This is a genomic window from Pedobacter miscanthi, assembly GCF_003315595.1.
GTDB lineage: Bacteria > Bacteroidota > Bacteroidia > Sphingobacteriales > Sphingobacteriaceae > Pedobacter > Pedobacter miscanthi.
The window spans coordinates 154,893-174,436 of sequence record NZ_QNQU01000012.1; the positions used below are offsets into that span (position 1 = coordinate 154,893).

The 19,544-nt window shown below is 38.6% G+C and carries 13 protein-coding genes; 1 reads left to right on the plus strand and 12 read right to left on the minus strand.

Features of this window, described 5'->3' with window-relative positions; translation table 11 throughout:
• Nucleotides 1–204: 204 nt before the first annotated feature.
• The 8 genes from DRW42_RS15325 to DRW42_RS15360 all read right to left on the minus strand — a co-directional run bounded on the left by DRW42_RS15325 (nt 205) and on the right by DRW42_RS15360 (nt 14,364).
• Nucleotides 205–744 carry a DUF1735 domain-containing protein gene (locus DRW42_RS15325; protein WP_147243755.1) on the minus strand — a complete coding sequence of 180 codons (540 nt, stop codon included), beginning with the start codon at nt 742–744 and terminating at the stop codon, nt 205–207.
• Between the two features lie 30 nt (nt 745–774).
• Complete coding sequence (locus DRW42_RS15330) at nt 775–2,412, minus strand: SusD/RagB family nutrient-binding outer membrane lipoprotein (RefSeq protein ID WP_113949703.1); 1,638 nt, start codon at nt 2,410–2,412, stop codon at nt 775–777.
• 10 nt (nt 2,413–2,422) lie between these two features.
• Nucleotides 2,423–5,557, minus strand: coding sequence for a SusC/RagA family TonB-linked outer membrane protein (locus tag DRW42_RS15335; RefSeq protein ID WP_244215293.1), 3,135 nt, complete (start codon nt 5,555–5,557; stop codon nt 2,423–2,425).
• A gap of 285 nt (nt 5,558–5,842) precedes the next feature.
• Complete coding sequence (locus tag DRW42_RS15340) at nt 5,843–6,325, minus strand: lipid-binding protein (RefSeq protein WP_113949705.1); 483 nt, start codon at nt 6,323–6,325, stop codon at nt 5,843–5,845.
• Nucleotides 6,326–6,352: 27 nt separating this feature from the next.
• Nucleotides 6,353–6,994, minus strand: coding sequence for a DUF5011 domain-containing protein (locus DRW42_RS15345; RefSeq protein WP_113949706.1), 642 nt, complete (start codon nt 6,992–6,994; stop codon nt 6,353–6,355).
• Between the two features lie 20 nt (nt 6,995–7,014).
• Nucleotides 7,015–8,490, minus strand: coding sequence for a SusD/RagB family nutrient-binding outer membrane lipoprotein (locus DRW42_RS15350; protein ID WP_113949707.1), 1,476 nt, complete (start codon nt 8,488–8,490; stop codon nt 7,015–7,017).
• A gap of 11 nt (nt 8,491–8,501) precedes the next feature.
• Nucleotides 8,502–11,672, minus strand: coding sequence for a SusC/RagA family TonB-linked outer membrane protein (locus tag DRW42_RS15355; RefSeq protein ID WP_113949708.1), 3,171 nt, complete (start codon nt 11,670–11,672; stop codon nt 8,502–8,504).
• 196 nt (nt 11,673–11,868) lie between these two features.
• On the minus strand, nt 11,869–14,364 hold the full coding sequence (locus DRW42_RS15360) for a M14 family metallopeptidase (RefSeq protein WP_113949709.1): 2,496 nt from the start codon (nt 14,362–14,364) through the stop codon (nt 11,869–11,871).
• An 84-nt stretch (nt 14,365–14,448) separates the two neighbouring features.
• Between DRW42_RS15360 and DRW42_RS15365 the strand changes: the two genes are divergently transcribed.
• Nucleotides 14,449–15,750 carry a UDP-N-acetylmuramoyl-tripeptide--D-alanyl-D-alanine ligase gene (locus DRW42_RS15365; RefSeq protein WP_208643574.1) on the plus strand — a complete coding sequence of 434 codons (1,302 nt, stop codon included), beginning with the start codon at nt 14,449–14,451 and terminating at the stop codon, nt 15,748–15,750.
• Nucleotide 15,751: 1 nt separating this feature from the next.
• Here DRW42_RS15365 and DRW42_RS15370 read toward each other — a convergent pair whose 3' ends face one another.
• From DRW42_RS15370 to DRW42_RS15385, 4 genes are read right to left on the minus strand one after another with little or no spacing between them, the layout of a single operon-like run.
• Nucleotides 15,752–16,225 carry a hypothetical protein gene (locus DRW42_RS15370; protein WP_147243756.1) on the minus strand — a complete coding sequence of 158 codons (474 nt, stop codon included), beginning with the start codon at nt 16,223–16,225 and terminating at the stop codon, nt 15,752–15,754.
• A gap of 12 nt (nt 16,226–16,237) precedes the next feature.
• A complete protein-coding gene (locus DRW42_RS15375; RefSeq protein ID WP_113949711.1) occupies nt 16,238–16,735 on the minus strand; it encodes a gliding motility lipoprotein GldH in 498 nt (165 codons plus the stop codon).
• Nucleotides 16,704–18,236, minus strand: coding sequence for a regulatory iron-sulfur-containing complex subunit RicT (gene ricT / locus DRW42_RS15380; protein WP_113949712.1), 1,533 nt, complete (start codon nt 18,234–18,236; stop codon nt 16,704–16,706). The genes DRW42_RS15375 and ricT overlap by 32 nt, the downstream gene beginning before the upstream one ends.
• Nucleotides 18,237–18,238: 2 nt before the next feature.
• A complete protein-coding gene (locus tag DRW42_RS15385; protein WP_113949713.1) occupies nt 18,239–19,387 on the minus strand; it encodes a DNA polymerase III subunit in 1,149 nt (382 codons plus the stop codon).
• Nucleotides 19,388–19,544: the final 157 nt, after the last annotated feature.

Here is a 19,544-nt window from a genome sequence, read left to right on the forward strand (position 1 = left end):
AGCCATACAAGTATTGATCAAAGAATTGAGCTTTTCTCATAGATGCACTTTTTCTGCCTAGTTAAGTGAAAATAAAAAATGGTAATTTTCCTAAGGAAAATTACCATTTTTTATTACGATTATATATGATAAAGAGGAAGCTATTCCAAATTCATCAAGAAATCTAAGCTTAAGTATTAAACACTTAAATAAATTATCTATTCTTTACTGAGCAGCAACCGCTACGATTATTGCACCAAAATTCCCGCTAATTGTTCCTTGAGAGGCAGAGGTTATTTTTAATGGTAACGCATAAGTTTGACCAGTAACATAGTTATTCGTATTAATTGGAATAATAAAATCTACTCCGGCTTGTCCGGCAGGTATTACCACAGTTGACGGCAAGGTATACCATGTAGCTGGTATGAGATTATAATTTTTACTCGCTTGGGTATTGTGCAAAGTTAAAGCGGCAGCATCAACCCCTAAACCAACAGTTACATCTGAAGGTGCTGATTTACCTGTTCCGCTATAATTTACTCTAATCTTCAATGGTGAAGCAGCACCCTTAGGTAAAGTTAATTGATACCTTGCCAATTTAACACTTGCGGTCAAAGATCCAGAAGCAATGTAGTCTGGATTATCGAATTCTATAATTGCTCCTACACTATTTTTTGCATCAGGCCCTATCAAATCATCAGATTTAAGGCAAGAACTCAATAATAATACCGATAGCAACATTGCTATACTTAATATTCTTTTCATCTTATTTTCTTTTATATTATTCAACCTCTTTTATCTAGCCCAAAATATTTTACTAGTGTATTTATTTATTCCACTAGGCACATTGGCTGAATTATATGTAAATTCAGTACTTGGATAAAGTAATCTTGCTGGAAGCTTATCGGCAGCAGTAGACAAACCTGCGATAGAAACTATGGTCTGCGCAGGTGTAGCCTGATTAATATCAGAATTACTTGCAGGATAACCAGTTCTTCTATACTCATTCCAAGCCTCATCACCAAAGATTAGGTTAAGTGCAATATACTTTTGAGTAATGATTGCTTCCAATTGTTGTGCTGGAGTTAATGCCAAGTTATAGTTCGCTAAATAGCTCCCTGCATTTGCAACCTGGTATGCGGCTGCGTCAGCTACAGGATCTTTACCTGCTGCTATTGCGCCTGTATTCGTTTTATATAAATATCTGAATGAAGCTTGAATACCAGAATTAAAGGCTGTTTGGGCAGCACCAGTGAGCAAACCAGTTTGAATAGCTTCAGCCTGTAAGAAATAGCTATCTGCCGCTAGCAAAATTGGCTGCGCAGCATCCGGACCTTTGAAAATACCAATAGACTCATAAGACGTAGAACTTGTTCCTCTGAACCAAGAATTTGGTACTGCTCCACGGCCAGCAGTAGCTAACTGGTTACCCAATTGGTTTGTTGCTGTAGCTGTTCCTGATTTATAAACAACATTTGCTCTAGCTACATCGCTCAATTTTGAGCCGTTATAGAATCCCATAATGAATGGTGTTGGAGTATATTGGGCTCCGGCAGCTACAGCCGCGCCTGCAAATGAATAAGTGAAACCATTCCATCCTGGATTTTGCTTACCTGAAACCTTTCCATAACCAGGATTAACCTGAGCATCATCTGTTAAAAAGCCAGCAGCATCAAAAGTTTTATTCGTAAACGCAACTTTAGTACCACCTCTTAAAATCAATCTTAATTTTAAAGTGTTAGCAAGTTGAATCCAGCGCGTTATTTCCACAGTTGTAGAAGAACTACTACCAAACATTACATCTGCACCTTTAAAATTGCTAGCTGCAGCAGGGTTTGCCTTGAATGCAACAATTGCTGCATCGCAAAGGTCAGCAAGTGATTTGTAAATGTCAGTTGCTTTGTCGTATTTGGGAGTAACACTAGCAGCTCCTTTTAATGCATCACTATAAGGTACATCTCCATACTGATCAACCAAACGCTGAAAGGTATAAGCTTTCATAACTTTAGCCGCAGCATTAAACTGAGCATAACCTGCTTTACCTTCAGTATTATCAATAACATATTGTAAGTCGGTTGCAACATCATAACTATTATTCCATAAACGTTGCCAGTCTGTAGAAGCATAATCATACGAGATAATTGCTCCCCAACCACTTACTCCACCGCCATTGGATACATAACCAACAACTTGTGAACCATAAAAATTGAATGAACCAGAAGTTGTTGCGTTAGCTGAATTAGGAGGTGTACCTTCTAATGGTACCTGACCCCAAGTTAAGCCAGCCACCGCTGTTAAAGCCTGAGGCAGTACTAATTCTGGCGTACCACTGGTAGGTTGATTTGTATTTGTATTAATATCGAGGTATTTTTTGCATGAAGACAAAGAAATGCCCACCGTCGCTGCAAAAAACAATATAAATATTTTCTTCATGATCTATGTTTTAAAAAGTTAGTGACAATGTAGCTCCGTAATAACGTGATGGAGGCGTTTGAGTGCCGTTTAAGCCAACTCCGTTTCCACTATTTGTTGTAGCATTACTATTATACTCAGGATCAGTATATACGTTAGTTTTTGGCAAGAAAATAAATAAGTTACGCCCCTGGGCACTTATTCTAGCAGAGCGAATAAATTTCGATTTTGCCAATAAAGATGCAGGAAAATCGTATGCAAGTGAAATCTCTCTTATCTTCCAGAAATTACCTGAAGTAATGTAATTTTCATCAATGTTTGTTCTAGGCCCACCTATAGACCAATAACCTGGACCACCATCTTTAACGGTAATATTAGTATTAGCTACATAAGTATTAGTAGTTGGATCTAAATAAGATGAATTAGGAATCACAAAACGCTCTCTATTGTAGGCAACAGTATTGATACCAGCTCCGCTAAAATCAAGACTACTTGGACCTATTCCGTTATACACATTATATCCACCCCTATATTCAGCTAAAGCAGACAAAGTAATACCTTTAAAAGAAGCAGTAAAGTTTAGTCCAAAAATATCAGTTGGAGCGGCGGCACCAAAAACAGAAAGAGTTGATGTACCTGAAGGATAACCAGTTGCTCTATCAACAATAATTCTTCCCTGAGAATCTCTATTGTATGATCTTCCCTGAAGAACTGGGAATGGCTGACCAGCAATGCCATAAGATCCGGCATTAGTTGTAGAAGATAGGTTGATACTAGGAATACCAGCTAATAATTCATCAACCATGTTGTTATAATGAGAATAATTAGCACCTACTGTGACTCTCCAGTTAGCCGTTTTCACTGGCACCAAATTTAAACTGGTTTCTATACCTCTACTGCTTGTTTGACCAGCATTTAGCAAATATGTACTGTAACCAGATGAGTTTGCGACAGAAGCTGTTACTGTTTGGTTTTTAGATATGGTATGATAATAAGTGAAACTTGCATTAATTCTCTCTTTCAAGAATGCCATATCTGTACCTGCCTCAAATGAATAAGAAAATTCTGGGGTAATATTTGGAGAAACAATACTATTTCCTACAGTAAAGCCACCAATACCATTAAATGGGAATCCTGAGTTTTGATAGAAAACGGGATCAAGGCGGTAAGCACCTAGTGATGTTGATGATCCTCCTACGTTAACCAAACCTACTTTAGATAAACCAGCTCTCAATTTTAAATAGTCTAATTCTTTAAACTGCTTTAGTGCAGGAATTGCATCTGTAGGTACAAATGATAAATTCGCAGCAGGATAGAAGAATGAGCGGTTTGCAGCTGAAAGACGGGAATCCCAATCATTACGAGCTGTTGCATTTAAGAACAGATAGTTTTTGAAAGCTACGTTTAATACCGCATATACCGCTTGTTGTCTAGCAAGATAGTTAGATTCATTTGCTGTTGGCGTATTGGTACTATTACTCAAATTAAACAAACCTGGCTGTACTAAACCACTTACTGAAGCATCTAAAGATTTTGTACGATCCTGACGCAAATAGGCAGCTAAAACCAAATTAAAATCAAAGTCACTTACTTTTTGTTTAAATGCAGCTTGGAATTCATTTACTATTCTGGATGTATATAAAGAGTTATCAGTAACACCACCTACAATATCAGTTTTTTTGTAAGCTCCTACTTCAGGTCTTGTTTTGATATAATCATTGAATTTGTAAATGTCAGAATAAGATTTACCAGAATTATTACGGCTATTGAAACCAACACGATAAGTTAAATCAACCCATTTAGCAGGGCTGTATTTTAGATCCCAGCTTCCTGTAAAATAATCATTTCTTACTTTTTCGCGGAAGTTATCTATACTAAAATAAGGGTTTGTGTAATATGCATTTGGATAACCACTTGGATCTGCAAATGGATCTGTTTTCCAATCTTTTAATGAGGTAATTGGAAGGTTACCTGGGCTTTGTAACATTTGATCATAAAAACCAGTAGAGGTTGTTTGATCATAACGGTTTTGAGCATAACTGATGGCGAAACTGGTTGAAAGATTTTTCAATAAATTTCTTGTACCATTAAACCGCACATTAGCTTTATTGAATTTATCTTTTGGCAGTGTTCCTCTTGCATCAACATATTGCCCAGAAATAAATAAGGTTCCTTTATCATCTCCTGAAGAAATAGATAAATCGCTTTGTGAAGTTAATCCATTGTCCCAGAAGTCATATTTATCATTACCCCATTGATAAGGACTTGTTTTAACCGTTCCATCAGCCAACGGTAAACCTATTGGTCTTGGTACACCGTCAAATGCCGGACCATATTGTTGGTTTTCATAACCTAAATAAATTTTAAGATCGTTATCAGAACCTCCACCAAATTGTTCTTGCAATTTAGGAAAAAAAGCAACCTGTTCAACTGTCAGTGTTTGTTGAGCTTTGATCTCAAGTTTACCAGCTTTACCTTTTTTAGTTGTAATAATTAACGCACCGTTTGAAGCATCTGAACCATAAAGAGCTGCACCACTTGCACCATTCAACGTAGTAACATCTGCAACATCCTCAGGATTAAGGTTACCCAAAACTGAATTAGGTACAATTACATTATCTAATACAATAAGAGCTTCGTTGTTACCCGTTAAAGATCTTTGTCCCCTTAATATTACTCTGTAATTAGGGTTTGTTCCACCAGAAGTAGTGTTGATTTGCAAACCAGCCACCTTTCCAAGTAAACCACTTGCAATGTTCGTTGGTTTTCCGGCAATTAATTGATCAGCTTTTACAGTAGTTGTTACTGTACCGATTGATTTCCTTGAATTTGTTAAACCACCTGCTGTAACAATTACTTCATTTAGCGATTGAGCATCGCCAACCAAAGCAACATTTAATACAGAGCCAGTAATTGTTTTACTTATTGCTACATAGCCAACGTAAGTAAACTCAAGCGTTGTAGAATTTGCAGTTACCTTAACGGAATACTTTCCGCTGGCATCTGTTACGGTACCTGTTTGTGTACCTTTTACTCTTACACTTACACCAGGAATCGGCAATTTGTCGTCTGATGATGTAACTGTACCAGTGATTGTTCTTTCTTGAGCCATTGCTGTTACAGCAACAAACATCAATATGAACAAACTTTGTAGAAGTTTTTTCATAATTTGAAAATAGGTTAGTTAATGATTAATTAGTGCTAATGTATAGTTAGTTAGGTGTAACACCAAATTTATTTTAACAATTTTTAACAATTGTGCCTCTCTTTAGTTAGAACAAATATTTTTTTTTCACACAACAGAGAAAAACTAAATAATTAGTTGATAAACTGCGTAAACATAATAATACACAAATGAATTTCCGACGTCTTTTTAATCGTTATATTTTAGCTAAAATGACAAAGCCTTTCAAAATAATTGAAAGGCTTTGCAATAAACATTAACTAAATTTTAATGGTCGTCGTCAACAAATTTGGTCCGGTGGTAACCTTTAAGATGGTAAACTGTTCCCGGGTCATCCGAAAATTCAACATCCAGCGCTATAGCATCGGTTTGGGCTTTAGATGATGGACCAAATGCACCATTTGGTGTTACTTTACCATTGGTTACGGTAAAAGTTAAACCACCGGCATATGTTCCTTTATTAACAACATTCTGCCCAGTAAAGGTCTTGTTATCAACATTCACATTTACTTTACCAAATATAGTATTATCAGCATTACCATAAAACTTGGTAACATTCAACCACATTTGGCTTGGAGAGTTATCCGCTGTGTTATAGGTAGAAATCCCATAATAATCGCCAGTTCCATCAATCTGAACCCACCACTCTCCCGAAAGGTCTTGTACTGCTGTACCGCCCACCGGTTCATCCTTTTTGCAGGCAGATATGCTTAATACAAAAAGTGTTAGTATATAAAAATATTTTTTCATCGTGCTCTAATTTAATAATCTAACTTACTATTTCTTAACCCAGCTTCTGGTCGAATTGCTGATACCCTGCTCAGGGATGCTCACCACATATTTTAAACTGCTTCCTGCCAAAGTTCCTGTGCCACTAAGGGTCCCAAAAGCATTTGCCTGACTTGGAACAATAATACTTTGCCCATCAACCGAGAGCAGATAGGCCGAAATTGTAGTTGCTGCCGACCAAATATTATTTGCCTGATAAAACCCTGGTGCCAACTTGCTAATTGTGGAAGTTGTTCCTCCGGTTGCATAATTATAATCACCTGCAATAGTTGAGCCGGCAACCTCAGCTGAAGGAAGTACTGCAATGTAACGGTTAACCGTTGCCGGAAAACCATCTCCATTAGTTGCACTATAGGTAATAACATACAAACCTACCGTTGCGGTATTTACCGAACCTGAAACCTTAACAGTTAAATCGCTGCTCCCTTCTTTGGCTGTAACCCCCTGTTCGGTATAAGTACTGCCTTTAACGATCGATTGATATGCATCACCTTTCATGGTAAAGGTGGCATATTTTGTGATTTTAGATATTCCAACGTATCCTTCGGGATAGTTGAAATCTTGTTTCTTACAAGAGCTATAGATCATACCTATCAACCCGAGTATTATTATTGCGAAATATTTTTTCATGTTGTTCTAGATTAAATTGCTTACTTACCCCACCAAACCTTTGTGGTAATTGGCACTTCTGCAGGTGTATTGTTATTTCTGTCCCTCGATGAAGCAGGATATACCAGGCGTTTAGGAAAAAGACCAGAGGTAACACCATTTTTAGAATATACCCATTGGCCAGCAACGTAACTACCATCGGTTGAGTATACAGCACTGGTTTTTGGATACCCAGTACGTTCCTGTTCAAAAAAGCCTTCCAAACTATGCGAGCCCGGAAAAGAAGCCCATTTCTGCACAATAATCTGCTCTAATTTCTGCTCAAAAGCACCTGTTGAATAAACCAAATAAGGAGCAGGGATTGTTGATGAAGCCAAACCAACCTGTGTAAATGCTGCTCTTACCCCATTTTGATACATCGCTGCAGCACCGCCACCACCAAAGTACCTCTCTAAGGCTTCGGCCTGCATAAAGTAGGATTCTGCTGCAGAAATAAACCAAACCGGATCTTTAGCCGATTGTGCAAAAACGGTTGCGCTGGCATAAGTAGGCTGTTGAATAGCTGTTGCTGTGTAATCGCCCTGATTCATTGGTACCGGACTGGGTGTCCCAAAGTAATAACGAGCCCTCGGATCGCCATTTGCGGCCAACCAACTGGTAAAAGTTTTACTTGCCCTTAAATTGGTTGTGGTATTTAATCGCCTTACATTATATTCGTAAAAAGGATTACTGTTATCGGGTGTATCATCAAATGAGGCAATACCAGCATCTGTAGTCAAAAAGTTGGCACCATTAGCATACAATTGGTTAATACCGGTTTGGGCTTCAGCAGGTTTTGCATTTACCATCCTCAGATACATTTTTAACTTTAATGTATTTGCAAATTTAGTCCACTGATCCATATCGCCGCCAAAAATAAAATCAGTTTTTTTCTGTTCGCTGTTCAACGGAGTACCGGTGTAATCTTTGGCGAGGGCTGCATTTATTTCGGCCAGCAAGCCTACATAAATGGTATAACCGTCATCAAATTTGGGCTGTAAATTATTAACACCTTTTAAGGCTTCACTATAAGGTACTTTATCATATAAATCAACCAGTACCTGATAGGTATAAGCTTTCATAACAGTAGCCATTAAATTATAGCGCCAATCAGCTTTTGCGGTCGCCAAATTTATAGCGAGCTGATAATCGGCCAGCGCGCCAGAAAACAGCTCGTTGTAACTGCCATTTAAATCATTACGGGTTAAGGCATACGAATCGATGGTTTTATATTGATTAGAAGCATTGGCCTGGGTATAATATTGAGACCAAATGCCACCCAAAATGGTTAATTCGCCACCAACACGCCCCGCAGTTGATGCAACCGCCGAAGGAAATAATACCTCGGGGGTTGTAGTTTCTATCAAAGGGTTGTTTGGACTTACATTTATATCAAGTGTTTTCTTACATCCAAAAACGGTAAGAAGCACCATTGCTGATAACATCAGCGTTTTATATTTGATATGATTATTTTTCATTACGAGATAGATTAAAATGAAACTTTTAACGATGCACCAAAGAATCTTACCGGCGGCGCAGTTCTAAACTCTCCAAATTCACTTCCCAAATCATTTCCAAAATTAGAAACCTCTGGGTCGATCGTTTTATTGGTCTTTGCAAGCCATGTTAATAAATTTCTTCCGAAAACAGATACACTAGCTCTCTGTGCACCAACTTTTGCCACAATAGATTTAGGAAGACTATAGCTCAAAGTGGCCTCTCTTAGTTTTAAAAACGATCTATCCAGAATACGGTTGGCATAGGCATCCGCCTTGTTTGATGTGGTGTAATAAAAATCGTCGGTGTTGGCTTCGGTTATCGGTGTAGTGTTTTCTACATAAGTGCCATCTGCCAATTTTTGAACAGAGTTTGGAACGATAAAAGGCCTACGATCGTTATAAATCGTTTTCTTATCAGCACCAACAAAGTTTAATAAATCGGCTGTTCCTGAATAAAACACACCGCCCTTATGCCAATCTAATGTAAATGAAAGTGAAAAGTCCTTATAACGGAACTGGTTACTCAATCCCATAACAAAATCTGGAATAGTTGAACCAAAACTTACATTTTCGGATGAATATACCGGATAACCGTTAGCATCAACAATAACCTGTCCACTTGGGCTATACGTACGGGTAGGCGCTTCGATAATACCTAATGGCTGACCAACACGCGCCACAAATTGTGCATCATAAGCAGAATTTAAAACTACTTTATCCAATCCTATCGGTAGCTCCGTTACCTTACTGTTTTCTTTTGTAAAAGTGTAGTTTAAGTTCCAGTCTATATCAGTGGTTTTAATAGGCTTAATATTTACCGCAAGCTCTATGCCTTTGTTGCGAACTGAACCAAAGTTTACGATATAAGAAGAATACCCTGTGGCCGGATCGATAGGTAATGGGATAATCTGATCTTTCCTTAATTTGTTGTAGTAGGTTGCATCAATACCGATACGATCCTTTAAGAACCTAATCTCAGCTCCCAATTCTACTTCTTTAACCCGCTCGGGCTTAAAGTTATTGCTATTTAGCTGGTTAGAGATCGAATAACCCGGAACGCCAAAAATTGGAAAAGTTAATGTTCCGAAACCTAAAGGAACAGATGTTCTAGTGGCACTGTTAAATACACGGTAGGGATCGGTATCACTTCCGGTTTCGCCATAACTCGCCCTAAACTTTAAAAAGCTGATTGGCGTTTTAGACAAATCGAGTGCCTGCGACGCAATAAATGCTAAACTGGAAGCAGGGTAGAAGTAATTGTCGTTATTTTGCGGAAGGGTTGATGACCAATCGTTTCTGCCGGTCAAGGTTAAATACAGATACTTATTATAACCGATGGTAGCAGAAGCATAAGCACCAAATAAGCGGCGGTGTGATTCGGCGCTGGTTGATGTTGGCTTATTTGCAGAGTTATTAATCTGGTAAAAACCCGGGATCGCCAAATTCTCGATACCTGTAGTTAAAACTCTCGTACCGCGGTCGTTATAATTTACCCCGATTAAACCATCTATATCAAAATGGCTATTTAATTCTTTGTTAAAAAGCGCATTCAATTTGGTATCATATTCAAAAGTTTTTACCGATCCGTCAATCACATTACCTACATCGGCAGCTCTTTTAGAACCTTCTACATTTCCTCCATCATTGTAACTTCCCGGACTGGGCGCATTTTTGTTGTGCCAGATTTTGCTTATTGCATTGTCAACATCAGCACCTTGTTGGAACTGAAAACTCAACCAATCAGTTGCCTTATAATTTAAATTAACATTTCCATATATACGATCGCTTTTATATCTGCTCCCATTTTCGTATAGGGCATAATAAGGGTTTTCGGCATAAGGTGTGAAATAATTATCTACATTAAAGAACTTATTCTTGTAATCTTGTAAATCTTTAATAGGAATATCGCCAGGGATTTGTAAGATTTCTTCATAAAACGAAGAACCAATACCCGAAGCACCACCACCCTGGTTAATAAATTTTGTGGTTTTACCAACATAGTTTAATGAGGCATCAGCTGAAAATTTACCATATTTAGTTGATCCCTTTAAGGTAAAGTTATTTCTTTTGTACGAGTCGTTATCAGATGGGAGATAACCATTGCTATAAATATTACCATAAGAGAAATAAGCAGTACTATTTTCATTACCCCCGCTTAAGGCTATATTATTGTTTAGTTCAACACCTGTTGTTAAAGCATCCCTAACGTTATTTTTAATAAAAGAGAAAGGTTTCAACAGTTGAGAATTATCAACTATAGCCCCCCATGATCTCAGCTGTCCGTCGTATCTTGGCCCCCAGTTACCGTTTTCAGAAGGGATGTAGGTACCATCCCAACCTTGGCCAAACTGATCCTGAGGTTTATAAACCGAAGCAACATTTGTTAAAGTTGTAGATGTAGAAAGATCAATCTTTAATTTGCCTGCAGCTCCCTTTTTTGTGGTCACGATTAAAACGCCATTTGATCCACGCGAACCGTACAATGCTGTTGCTGCAGATCCCTTTAAAATACTGATACTTTCAATGTTGTTCGGATCAATGTCATTGGCATTGTTACCGAAATCATAATTGTCATCAGAACCTGCAGTTGAATTATCTAAAGGCACACCATCAACAACATATAGTGGCTGATTACTGCCTGTTATTGAAGAAAATCCCCTTAAAATAACTTTTGTTGACCCACCTGGCGCACCAGAGGTGTTAGAAATATTAACACCGGCTACTTTTCCCTGCAAACCACCAAATAAACTTGCCGGTGCTGAAGCATTTACTTCAGCTGATTTTAAAGTGCTTTGAGAGTAACCCAAAGTTTTGGTTGCCTTGTTAACACCCAATGCAGTAACAACTACCTCGCCCAGGGCTTTAGAATCGGCAGTTAAAATTACATTGATCACACTTGAACTTCCGATAGATTTGGTTTGACTGGCGAAACCGATTGAAGAAAATTCAAGGGCTTTAGCATCAGACGAAATTTTAATGGAAAATTTTCCATTCGAATCGGTAGAGGTACCGCCTGCGGCACCCTGAATTTTTACGCTTACTCCAGGAACGGGCAATTTGTCATCTTGCGACGTAACTGTTCCTGTGATTGTTCGATCTTGTGCTATTGCATTAAATGCAAAAAACACAACAATGAACAAACTCTGTAGAAGTTTTTTCATAGTAGAAATAGGTTAGTTATGTATAAAATAATACACTAAATTAGAGTTAGTAAGCGCCTCTAACAAATTTATTTTAACATTTTTTAACAATTAAGGCTTTAAATTATAATCAGAGCCTATTTCATATAAGTAACTTTTTTGCTATTCAGTCATTTTAACTAAAAAATTAGGCAAAAGCTACATACAAACGTTGAAATTAATAACTACAAAACAGAATATTCCCAAAAAGGGTTTTGCCGCCTTCCCAGAAATTTCTGAACAGGGGATCGTTGGCGAGATAAACAACCTCTCCGCGACCAAAATCCTGAACACCAATCAACAATCCGGTCTTCAATTCTTCACGTGCTTTTTTACCAACAACACCGGCCATTAAACTTTTATCGTTAATCAATCCTACGTTCCATCCATTGGCAAATGGTTCATAAATTTTGCGGTCGGTTTTTAAACTGTAATAGGCTTTACCCAGGCCGTAAGAAAATGGATGGGAAGCATCGAGATTGATCCTGTAAATGGCACCGGGGATGGTGGTTTCGAAATCATCTCTGTCCTTATCCTTAAAAAGTAGTTTGCTGGCTCCCGGTTTTTCATCTTTTTTAACCACCGTTTCTTTCTTCTTAATATCGAAACCTTTTTTCTCCAGCACACTTTCTATGGCATCTTCCATTAAAATCAGCTTACCGCCTTTATTTAACCATGCGGTTAAACCATCGCCGATAAACGGGGAATAACTTCCATCAGGAAGGATAAGTGTATTGATTTTATTGATATCTAAATTATTGATGTCTTTAGCGTTGATAATGCTTGGCGACAGGTTTAAATCATGTTCAAGAAAAAACCAGGTTTCGCCAAAGGCCAGAGATGAAACCTCCATGCCTGATACAATAGCGATTTTAGGTTGTTTTAATAAAGGATAAACATTAGATCCAAAATCCTTTCCCTTTTCTACAAAGCCACTGCTTACTGCCTGAATGGGTTTATCGAGCATTTTTGCAATAAAAGTAACTTTGTCTTTTATGCCTTTAGCAATACGCTCGTTTTCGGCCCTTAGCACAATCAATGTTCCGGCAGGATAATCTTTACCACTTACTGAGAAAGGCTGATCGGCCTGCCTTACTTTAATGTTCTCTTTCTGCAGCGCAATTAAAACATGCGCATCTTCTGTTGTGCCCCAGTTAAATAACCAGGCCAGGGGTTTATCAACGTCATTACTTATTGCTTTAGGTTCATCCAGTGAAGAAAATTTCCCTTTTATGCTTTCTTTACTGGCATAGCCTTTTAAACCATATACATAGGGGAGGGCCCAGGCCGTAATATCGTAAGTGTTAGAATCGGTTACAAAGGTTTGCGGTTCTAGCAATACATTAGCTAAAACAGCTCTCGATTGCTGCACATTTACAATCAAATCATTTCGGCCGATGGTAAAATTTTCTTCTTTTTGGGTATCATAGTCGTAAGCCCTGCCAGTTTTATCGCCGCCATAGGCAAATTCGATCTTATTTTTAGTTAAAAGTTCAGCCAGTTTTTTCAACCGCGATAAATTGGTCGGTTTAATAATATAACTTTTATATATACCCGGAGGATTGGCCATTTCCTGCTGGAAATACTTTTTGTACTCTTCTAAAAGCTTGTTGTGGTTTAAAGAAGTTACTTCAAGCGTAGACATTCCTGTTGTAAAGTGATGTGCTATACGATCTTTCAAGGTCAAAGTATCGTCATCATTGGTGACTACCGATAATCCTGCCCTGATGCCGCCCTGCTCATAAGTCATACCGATAGATCCGTTATATAAAGGATAGGTATCGCCATAAGAAGGGTAAAGCAGGTCGAAACGCTCTTTGGTAAAATATTGCCAGCCTTCAGCATCAAAGTATTTAGCATTGTTTTTACCCACAACTACCTGAAAGCTTTTTTGCCAGGCCGTAATATCCTGATGTACAGGTTCTGCAGCTGGCGCAAAATAATAGGGTTCGTTATAACTTTGCTCATGAAAATCGACATGTACCTGCGGCATCCACTGGTTATACAGGGCCAACCTTTGCTGACTTTCAATCTGTGTTTGCCAGGCCCAGTCGCGGTTTAAATCAAAATAATAATGGTTTGGTCTGCCGCCCGGCCAAGGCTCAATATGTTCTCTGGAAGACGGATCTGAGTTGGGCACTTTACCCACCACACTGTTAAAATAATTTACATAACGATCTCTTCCATCAGGGTTTAAACAGGGATCAATTACCACAACAGTATTTTTTAACCACTCGCCGGCAGGTTTATTTGTTCCCGAAGCAAGAGTATAAAGCATTTTCATCGATGTTTCAGTCGAATTTGCTTCATTACCATGCACGTTATAACTTAACCAAAGTATTGTTGGCTGTTTTGCCAAATCGATACTGGTGTTATTGCCTGTTGTTAACGAAAGGTTATTATTTCTGATTTGCTCCAGCTTTTCTATGTTCTCGGCAGAAGAAACAAAAGCTACCATTAGCGGCCTGCCCTCGTTCGTTTTACCATACTCTACCAGTTTAATATTTTTAGGGGATGCAGCAGCCATTTGCCTAAAATAATCGGCTACTTTATGGTGCGGGGTAAAGTGCGAACCCAATGCATAACCCAAAAATTCATCAGGAGATTTTAGCTGGGCCTGTACAAAAAAAACAGAGCTTAGGGAGATTAGGCAGAACGTTAACAGTCTCTTCATGTTAAAATAATTTTACCTAATGTACTAATTTTGTTTTTTGTTGTTACTAAAGCTTAATTTTACATCACATTTTTTACGATCAGCATGATTACAACCGAGAAATTATACCATTATTACCTGGAAAACCCTGTTATTTCTACCGATACAAGAAACATTACACCCGGTTGTATATTTTTTGCGCTTAAAGGAGATCTTTTTAATGCCAACGAATTTGCTGCACAGGCCATAGAAAAAGGGGCAGCTTATGCTGTAATTGATGAAGAAAAATATGTATACAATGATAAATGTTTGTTGGTAGGCGATGTGTTAAGTGCTTTACAGGATCTGGCACGCCATCACCGTAAACAACTTAACATCCCGGTTATCGGTTTAACGGGTAGCAATGGAAAAACCACCAGCAAAGAACTGATAAATGCGGTTTTGACCGAACGTTATAAAACCTTTGCCACTTTTGGCAATTTAAATAACCACATTGGCGTTCCGTTATCCATCTTATCGATTACGGAAGATGTGCAGATTGCGGTAATTGAAATGGGTGCCAACCACCAAAAGGAGATAGAACTACTCTGCACTATCGCACAGCCTACTCATGGTATTATTACGAATGTAGGTATGGCACATTTAGATGGATTTGGTGGTTTTGAGGGCGTAAAAAAAGGAAAAGCAGAATTGTATGCCTATTTAAAAGAAACCAATGGTTATACCTTTATCAATAGGGATAATCAAAATTTACTCGAAATGAGTGCTGTTGCAGGTTTAAATAAGCTGATTTACTATGGAACAGAAAATGGTAATACCATAAAAGGTGCTTTAAAAAGCAGCGATCCTTTTATTGAAGTAGACTGGACCAACCACGATATTTCTTCGACTGTAAAAACGAATTTAACAGGCAGCTACAATTTCGAAAATATACTGGCGGCAATCTGTATCGGCGATTTTTTTGACATGGTCCCAGAAGAAATCAATACCGGTTTATCCAACTACCAACCCAAAAATAACCGCTCGCAGTTAACTAAAACCGAAAAGAATACGGTAATCTGCGATTTCTATAATGCCAATCCGAGCAGTATGGCGGCTGCTTTAAAAAATATTTCGGTATTAACTGCTGATAAAAAAACAGCCATTTTGGGCGATATGTTCGAATTAGGACCAGAATCTCCCATTCAGCATGAAATTATTGCAAAACAGGCTGCTGACAGTGGTTTAGATCAGGTTATTTTTATCGGAAAAGATTTTTACCGTTATAAAAATGATTTAAAAGGTATATTTTTCGAAACACCTGCAGAAGCAGCTACTTATTTACAGGAAAATACTGTTACCGATAATTTAGTACTATTGAAAGGATCAAGAGGTATGAAACTGGAGAACTTGCTGCAATATTTATAACTTACTTTGAAAATTGAATTTCGTACCTGTCATTACCAATTTCTAAAAGTTCAGGCTTTATTTTATCGGGATAGGTAATTAGCAATATTCTTTTTAAACTTTTTTGAGGTTCTAAAGTTGTTTTATTTTTCGCAGGTATGGCAACAACTGTAGCTTGGTATACAAAAGAAACTGGATATTTTACCATATTAATAACATCTAATAATGCCACTTCTGAGAAATCAACATCAACGGTTTCATTTGTTTTATTAGTCACTTTCATCTTTACACTTACAAAAGTATAGCCTTTTTTAGCAACTATTCTACTGTTTCCCGTGGCTTGTTGGCTTGCAGAACTCATTCCGTAAACCTCATACTCCATATTATTTTTGGCGTTGAAATTGTTTTTCGCCGGACTAAGTTGGTAGATGGTTACACATGAGGAAAGTGTTAAGATTAAACCAAAAAAGATTAATCTAAAGAGCGCTATTTTCACGAACTATTGATTTTAATTACTTAAAGATTCACTTACAGTTAAGCCGACGTCGCTAACCTCCAAAAGCGGATTATCGCGCATATTCTGTTCAATTTCTATCTCAAACTTGCCATTTCGTGGAAAATGATAATTGGTAAGCATGGGTAAAGTATAGCTAAATACATTGCCGGAGCCACTGCCCAACCACTCGCCATCATTTTTGGCCAGTTTATACTGATAACGCCTCGTTACCATCTTTTTTCCATCTTTAAAATGGACAAGGATAAAAATATTGGCGTATTTATAATCTGCGGTATGCCTTAACTTAAAGTAGATATTGTAGGCTTTGGTATTGTCTTTAATTTCAAATGGCGTAGAAATATGGTTACGGTAAGTCCACCTGCGATCGGCAATTTCCACATTACTATCAATTACGCTTGATGTACAGCCTGTAAATAGCGAAGTGATCAATAAAAAGCCAAGCAAAAATACTTGTCGTTTATTCAGCAGCAGGTTTATTTTCTGAGCCATTATTATTGTTTCGGCGGTTATTGTTTTTCCTACGGTTATTTCTGTTCTTATTTTTGCTTTGCTCTGGCTTAGTTCCTTCTGCCGCAACACTTCCTTCAACTTTGGCTACAACAGGTTTCTGTCCCTGCGGCTGTTGTTGTTTTGGCTTGTTATTTTGAGGTTTTGGACCATTAACATGCTGTGGCTTTGGCACTACCTGCTGAGGTTTTGGACCTGTATTTTGCTGAGGTTTTTGCCCTTGTGGTTTTCCGCCATGTTGAGGTTTCTGTCCGCCATGCTGAGCTTGCTGGGGTTTATTGTTCGGTGCAGTATTTTTCTCTCCCGCAGGTACTCTATCCCGTCTGTTTTGATTGTTGTTGCGGTTGTTTTTCTGGCTATTGTTCTTGTTTTTATTACGCGAACGCTCATCCAAACGGGTTAAACTATCCTGACCAACCACATTTTCGTAATCGAATGATTTTTCTACCACAACCGGCGCTGCAATCTGAACAGCTTCTTCTTTAAGGTTAGGTGCTTTTTTGCCAGCCTTGTTCATGGCCATGATCTCTTTTACACGGGCAGCTTTAACCGGAATCCAGTTTTCATCGCCCTGGTAACTGAACCACATGATTTTTTTGAAAATATCGGTTTTCTGGTGACGTGCATATCCGGCTTCGGTATCGAGGTTTTCGATACGATCTGGAATATCTTTTAAGGCATCCAGATAAGTATCCAGTTCGTAGTTTAAGCAGCATTTTAATTTACCGCATTGCCCTGCAAGCTTTAAGGTATTCAATGATAAATTTTGGTAACGGGCCGCAGCCGTAGAAACGGTTTTAAAATTGGTTAACCAGGTAGAGCAGCATAATTCGCGACCACATGAACCAATTCCGCCTAAACGGCCAGCTTCCTGGCGCATTCCGATCTGGCGCATTTCGATACGGATACGGAAACTTTCGGCCATTTTTTTAATCAGCTCACGAAAATCCACACGTCCGTCGGCAGTATAAAAGAAAGTGGCTTTGGTTTTATCTGCCTGATAATCCACATCGCTGATTTTCATCTGCAAACGGAGGTCGAGTGCCAGTTTACGGGCTTTGTGCATGGTTTCCCATTCCATCCCTTTGGCGGCATTCCATTTTTCTACATCAGCTTCTGTAGCTTTACGGTATATTTTTTTGGTTACCTGATCAAGCGCGGTTTTGCGGCGTTTCATCTGGATCCTCACCAGCTCGCCCGTAAGTGAAACGTGACCTACATCAAAACCACCGCTGGGTCCTTCAACAGCAACAAGTTCACCAATTTCGAGGTAAATATTGTCGTTATTAAGGAAAAACTCCTTGCGCGAACCTTTAAATTTGATTTCGGTAACCTGAAAAGGCTTATAATTAGAAGGCATATCCAAATTAGACAGCCAATCGTGAACTTCCATTGTTTGGCAACCACCGGTGCCGCATGAGCCATTACTTTTGCATCCGTTAGGGGTGCAACCACCACCTGTAGAACAACTTCCACATCCCATAATTAATTATATATATATTGAGTCCCCGCAGGGAGCGTTTTAAACTTGATAATTTTTACCAGTTGTAAAGATACATCTAAAAACAGAATTTTCGGGTTTGCGTTTCTTTCAATGTGGTAATGTGCCTTCTCCAGCTCGGCAATAATGGCTTCAGCCATAGGCAAACTAAGCACATGCGTACTGAGCTTTTTAGCCGTTTCGAAGGTAAGGGGCGGTAATTTCACCAATTCTTCGGCACCACTTAAAATCAAACAGCACTCACGTAAATAATTTACGCCGTATTTTAAAAAATTCTTCTGGTTTTCCCTTCCCCACTTCGCGGCATCGTCGGTAAATTCGATCAGATCGGGTACTTTATTGCCAAAACCCATCCTTAACCAGGCGGTAAAGGTACCCGAACTATCACTTTGTGTATCGGCTGCCAAAGCTTTAGCCTCAATTAAATTCCCATCCGCTAAAAAAGAATAATCAATGGCCTGGTTTTCATTTAAGCCGCTGCTATTTAATAAATATCCGGTCACTTCTTCCGACGATAGTTTGGGGATCTTAACAATCTGTGTACGTGATAAAATAGTGGTTAAAATCTGGTCCTGACTTTGGGCAATTAAGATAAACAGCGTGTTTGCTGGTGGTTCTTCGATTAATTTAAGTAAAGCGTTACCAGCCTTATCCAGGTATTCGGGCAACCACATAATTAAAACCTTGGTTTCGGCCTCAAAAGCTTTATAACTTAGTTTTTTTATAATATCGTGGCATTCGGCAATGTTGATATTGGCCTGTTTATTGGCCGCATCGAGTTTGGAGCGCCAGATATCGATATCAAAATAAGGATCCTGCATTAGCATACCGCGCCATTCTTCCAATACATCAACAGCAGTTTTTACACTGGCCGAAGCAAAAAACGGATAAGAAAAATGCAGATCGGGATGGATTAAACGCTCATATTTCCTGCAGCTCGAACATTCGCCACAACTATCATGTTCGCCCTTATCAAGGCAATTGATGTATTGCGCATAGGCAATGGCCAGCGGCACAGCACCCGAACCAGCAGGCGACAAAAACAGTTGCGCATGGCTAATGCGGTTTTCTTTAACCGTTTGCACCAATTGTTGCTTCACTCTTTCCTGTCCTATGATCTCTTTAAACTGCATTTGGTGCAAAATAAGAAATAGATATGATATTCACACATTCGTGACCATGATCTTACGTTTTGGGTACAAAAATGGAGAGGTTTAAAGAATTATTATTTTTTGAAAATGAAGGGTTCCGTTTTAATGGCCGTTGCAGCCCTGCTATCCCTCCAAGTCC